The 4,917-nt window shown below is 69.8% G+C and carries 3 protein-coding genes; 1 reads left to right on the forward strand and 2 read right to left on the reverse strand.

Features of this window, described 5'->3' with window-relative positions; all coding sequences use genetic code 11:
• Positions 1-449 precede the first annotated feature (449 nt).
• Both GEV07_30685 and GEV07_30690 read right to left on the reverse strand, forming a co-directional pair.
• Entirely contained in the window at positions 450-1,430 is a 981-nt protein-coding gene (locus GEV07_30685) for an ABC transporter permease subunit (protein MQA06875.1), read from the reverse strand.
• The gene (locus tag GEV07_30690; GenBank protein MQA06876.1) at positions 1,427-4,015 is read right to left on the reverse strand and encodes a Bacterial alpha-L-rhamnosidase; all 2,589 of its coding nucleotides are present in this window, start codon (positions 4,013-4,015) and stop codon (positions 1,427-1,429) included. Before GEV07_30690 ends, GEV07_30685 begins: the two co-directional genes overlap by 4 nt.
• Positions 4,016-4,137: 122 nt before the next feature.
• Here GEV07_30690 and GEV07_30695 point away from each other — a divergent pair.
• On the forward strand, positions 4,138-4,917 hold a 780-nt coding region (locus tag GEV07_30695), incomplete at its 3' end, for an FAD-dependent oxidoreductase (GenBank protein MQA06877.1).

Genomic DNA, 4,917 nt, shown 5'->3' on the forward strand with positions numbered 1-4,917 from the left:
CGCACCGGACTCGGCGACGGTCACGCCGGCGAGAGTGTTGTTCAGGCCCATCGCGTTGACGAGCACGAAGACCGGCAGGATGGTCACGCCCTTCGGCAGGAACATGGTCGCGACCAGCGCGACGACCACCAGCCGCTTGCCCGGCATGTTGCCGCGACCCAGTGCGTAGCCGGCCATCGACGACACGGGCACCACGATCACCACCACGGACACCGAGACGATGATGGTGTTCACCGTGTAGGTACCGAAGTTCGCGGCGTCCCAGGCGCGCACGTAGTTGGCGAACGTCAGGTCCTCGGGGATCAGGTTGGCCCCGCCGAGCAGCATCTCCTGCTCGCTCTTCAGGCTGGCCGACAGCATCCAGAGGAACGGGTAGATCCACACCAGGCACAACACGATGAGCACGACGTGTGTCGGCAGCTGGCGGAGCACGTTGCGGCGCATGGTCGTCACCTGATCCCTGCGTCGCGCTGCAGCCGCGCGCGCCGCGCGGGCACGACGAGGAGCACGGTGAGCACGATGACGGCGATGCCGAAGAACAGCGCGGCGGCCGACGCCAGCCCGTAGCGCGGCACGATGCGCTCCGGGTTGAACGCGTACCTGTAGATGTACGTGGGAATGATGTCGGTGGCGTAGTTCGGGCCACCGGCGGTCATCGTCTGCACGAGGTCGAAGGCGTTGAAGCTCATCACCACCGTAAGCAGCAGGATGATCAGCGCCAGCGGCCGGATCAGTGGCAGCGTGACGTAGCGGAACGACTGCCAGCGCGAGGCGCCGTCGACCTTGGCCGCGTCGTAGAGCTCGGCGGGGATCGTCTGCAGTGCGGCGAGGAAGTACACCATGGTGATGCCGAGGTTCTTCCACATGTCCACGACGAGCACCGTGGGCAGCGCGAGCGCTTCCTCGCCGAGGAAGTTGACCGGCTCGTCGACGAGCCCGGTGTCCTGCAGCACCGTGTTGACCGTGCCGCCGTTGGGATCGAGCAGCACCGCGAACACGACACCGACGACGGCGGTAGTCGTCACGACGGGCAGGAAGATGAGCACGCGGTAGACGTTCCTCCCGCGCAGCACGGAGTTGTTGAGCAGAACCGCGATGCTCAGCGCGAGCGGCATCTGGATGAACACGGCGAAGGCGGTGAAGATGAACGTGTTGCGGAACGCATTCCAGAACTGCGCGCTCGTGACGGCCTCGGTGAAGTTGGCCAGCCCGACGAACTCGGTCAGCGGCTCGTAGCCGTCCCAGTCGAAGAACGAGATCAGGGCCGTCGCGACGATCGGCCAGAAGGTGAACAGCGCTGCGAGCACGACCATCGGGGTGAGGAACGCGTAGTGCCAGCGGTGACTCTTGATCTCCGCCCACAGGTGGCCCTGTCTGCGGGCGGCGGGCACGCCGCTCGTGGCCTCCCTGCTCGGGACGAGCAGGCTCATCGCGAGGCCTCCGCGCGTGGTGCCGACGGCGCGGTGACGGCGAACCTGTGGTTCCGGCACCGACCGCCTCGACGGTGCCGTCGGGGAGACGGATCTCGCCTTCGGCGCCGCCGGGGACCTCGACGTCGAGCTGGAAGGTCTCGCCTGCTATGACCCATGCAGCACTCGCCGTGCCGCGCACGGTCCACAGCCGCGCGCCGGCCGACGTCAGCGGGCCGCGCGCGTCGGGGTTCACCAGGACGCGCCGGTAGCCGGGTGCCGCGGGTGAGATGCCGGCGACCCGGCTGACGTACCAGGCGACGACACTGCCGAAGAAGTAGTGGTTCCGCGAGCGGTAGCCCTCCCAGCGCTCCCACAGCGTCTTCGTGTCGCGGTCCTGCCAGTACCCGTAGCCCGGCGGTGTGCGTTGCGACGCGACCACGTGGGCGAGGTCGGCGTGCCCGTGGTCGCACAGCACGTCGAAGAGGACGCTGGTGCCGAGCACACCTGTGTTGAGGTGGCCGTCGTGGGCACGGATGTCGGCGACCAGGTTGGCCACCACGGCGTCGCGGACGTCCGCAGGGGCGATCCCGAAGGCGACCGGCAGGGCGTTCGAGCTCTGTCGGTAACCGTCGTCGGTTGCGGTGCGGTACACGCCGGCACCGGCGTCGAGGAACGTGGCGTTGAACCGGTCCGCGACGTATGCGGCGGTCGCCAGGTAGGTGTCCACGTCTGTGGTCTCGCCGAGCGCGGTCGCGATCGCTGCGGCGTCGCGCAGTTGCTTGTGGAGGTACGCGGTGCCGGCCAGCCTGCGGTCTTCCGGTGGCTGTTCGGGGTAACCGGGCGACGCCCAGTCGCCCCACCAGTCGGGCACCAGGCCGTCGTCGCCGACCGTGAGCAGGTGGTCGAGGTGCCGGCGCAGCGCCGGGTAGTGTTCGTGCGCCACGCTGAGGTCGCCGTAGCACTCCCAGTACCTTCGCATCAGGCAGCCGAACACACCGGTCCAGGCGGGGGAGTCGCCCCAGCGCGTGAACCCTCTGCTGTTGGGCACCGGCGCCACCGAAGGCAACGAGCCGTCGTCGAACTGGCTGTCGGCGATGTCGCGTAGCCACTTGTCGAGCACGCGCCGCAGGTCGAGGCAGTAGAGCATGGCGTCCGCGGCGACGTGTGCGTCGCCCAATCCAGCCGCACTTCTCGTACATGGGGGTGTCCGTCGGCAGGCCGTGCATGTTGTTCAGCAACGTGACCTGCATGGCGTCGTGCACCCACGGGTAGAGGCCGTCGGACGAGGTGAACGTGGACGTGCGCGCCAGGTCGGTGTGCACTGCGCGGGCGAGAAACGCGTCGTCGCCTGGCGGATGGGGGAGGCCCGTGACATACACGTACCTAAAGCCCTTGTACGTGAACTGCGGCTCCCACTCCGCCTGTTGGTCGTCGGGGAAGACGTACTCGTCGGTCTGGAACCGCGGCCCGCACGGTGGATGGTCGGGGGTGCCGTGCTCGCGCTCGAGGACCAGCCGGCCGTCGTCGAGCAGCTCGCCGTAACGCATGGTCACGCGTGCGCCTGGCGCGCCCCGTGCGCGCAGCCGCACCCAACCGGCGAGCATCTCGCCGAAGTCGACCAGGTGCCCGTCGTCGAGCGGGGTGACCTGGACCGGCCGGACGTCGCGGGTGGCCCGGATCGGTTCGATGGCTGCCGGTTCGAGCCGCCCCGCCGGTGCTGTGACCGCCGCGGCCGGCTGCCAGCCGCCGGTGCAGCCCGGTGCCGTCCAGCCGGCCGGCTCGCGCCTGGCGTCGTAGCTCTCGCCCGCGTACACCGCGTCGAAGGTGGTGGGCCCGTCGGCAACCTGCCAGTCGACGCCGCTCGCGATGCTCGTCGTCGAGCCGTCGAGGTGCTCGATCTCCAGCTGTGCCAACAGCTTCGGTTCGTCGCAGTACGGTTCCTCGTGCCAGCCGAAGCGGTCCGGGTCGCGACCGGCGTAGAAGCCGCGGCCCAGCGCCACGCCGAGCGCGTTGCGACCGACCCGCAGCAGACCACCGACGTCGTGGGTGGTGAACAGCACGCGGATGTCGTACTTGGTCACAGGTGTGTCGAGCACCGTGTCGCCGATCCTGCGGCCGTTGAGATGGCCTACGGCATAGCCGAGGCCGCAGACGAACAGTCGCGCCGACCGGACGGGACTGCCTAGCTCGAACTCCGTACGTAGCAGCGGGTCGGGCGGCGGCTCAGCGGTCTCGCGCCGCGGCGCGCCGATCCAGGTGGCTCGCCAGGCGTCGGCGGACAGCAACGTGGTGCGGAACGTGGCGGGGTGCGACCACGGCGACAACGTGCCGCCGGCGTCGCGCAACCGGACGTGCCAGACGTAGTGGCCGAGCGACTGCAACGGCGTGCCCTGGTAGCGAACAGCGGTGCAAGCGTCGGAGTCGACGATGCCGGAGTCCCACACTTCGGTCATCGGGGCGCCGTCGTGGTCTGCCGTATGAACCACCAGCTGGTAGCCGGTCTGCGGTCCGCTGCCTGCTGGTGACCAGCCGAAGCGTGGCGCGGCGACGCCGATGGCGATGGGGTTGTGGGTGCTCTCTGTGGTCAGTTCCTTCGCGTACACGGTGCCGTCTCGTCGTTGGTGGCAAGGAACGATTGGAACGTTTCAGAGATGGTAGACGTGGGGCTATCGTCGGTCAAGAATTCGTCGGTGCGGAGCCGTTGTGCGTAGACGGATGGAGCGCGATGTACGACAGTTACGACGTCGTGGTGGTGGGCGGCGGGCCGGCCGGCTGCCCGGCGGCGATCCAGGCCGCGAAGCTGGGCGCGCGCACGCTGCTGGTGGAGAAGAACGGCGCCCTCGGCGGCACCACCACGGTGGCGGGCGTGGCGTTGCCCGGGCTCTTCCACGCCTGGGGCGTGCAGGTGATCGGCGGTATCGGCTGGGACGTGGTGCGGCGGTCCGCGGCGGTCGCCGGGGTCGCGCTGCCGGACTTCAGCCGCTGGGACCTGCCGCACTACCGGCTGCAGGTGCCCGTGGTGCCGGCCATCTACGCGGCCCTGCTCGACCAGGCAGTGACCGAGGCGGGCGTCGTGCTGCGCCTGCACACCATGCTGGCCGGCGTGGAACGGCGCGGCGACCGCTGGACCGTGACGGTCTGCGGCAAGGAAGGACTGCGCACGGTGACAGCCGGCGCGCTCGTGGACGCCACCGGCGACGCGGACGTGGTCGCGCTCGCCGGCGGTGACCGGATCACGCACCCGCAGCGGCAACCGGGCACCGTGATGGTGCGCTTCGGCGGGTACTCGTCGGCGGCACTTGACCACGAGGCGCTCGAGGAGGCGCACGCGGACGCGGTGGCCCGCGGCGAGCTGCACCACGCGGAGCTCGCGCACAAGTCGGTGCGGGAGTTCCTGCGCACGGGCGGCGCGAACGCCATCCACGTCGTCGGCGTCGACGGCGGCACCAGCGAGTCGCGGACGGCGGCGGAGCTGGCCGGCCGTCGCACCGTGCTGCGCATCTAC

The organism is Streptosporangiales bacterium, from assembly GCA_009379825.1.
Taxonomy (GTDB): Bacteria; Actinomycetota; Actinomycetes; order Streptosporangiales; family WHST01; genus WHST01.